The organism is Paraburkholderia sp. SIMBA_054 (genome assembly GCF_046534875.1).
Lineage (GTDB): Bacteria > Pseudomonadota > Gammaproteobacteria > Burkholderiales > Burkholderiaceae > Paraburkholderia > Paraburkholderia hospita.
This window is the reverse complement of sequence record NZ_JAWRXV010001730.1, coordinates 1-235: the sequence shown is the minus strand read 5'-3', so window position 1 is coordinate 235 and position 235 is coordinate 1. Positions and strand designations below refer to the sequence as shown.

1 pseudogene is annotated in these 235 nt (G+C 64.3%); it reads right to left on the bottom strand.

Going from position 1 to position 235, the window contains the following annotated elements:
• Positions 1–235 (bottom strand): annotated as a pseudogene (gene rimO / locus SB822_RS61020) (30S ribosomal protein S12 methylthiotransferase RimO); the annotation flags it as partial.

Here is a 235-nt window from a genome sequence, read left to right as displayed (position 1 = left end):
CGGCACGTCGAGATACGGCAGCACGTGGCCCTTGTACGGACCCGACGCCATCATCGGAATGACTTCGTCGACGCTCGGGTACGGATACACGTAATGCAGGCGCACCCACGCGCCGTATTGCGCGGCCAGTTCGCCGAGCGCGCCGACGAGATCGGTCATGCGCGTCTTGATCGGCTTGCCGTTCCAGAACCCGGTGCGATATTTGACGTCGACGCCGTAGGCGCTCGTGTCCTGC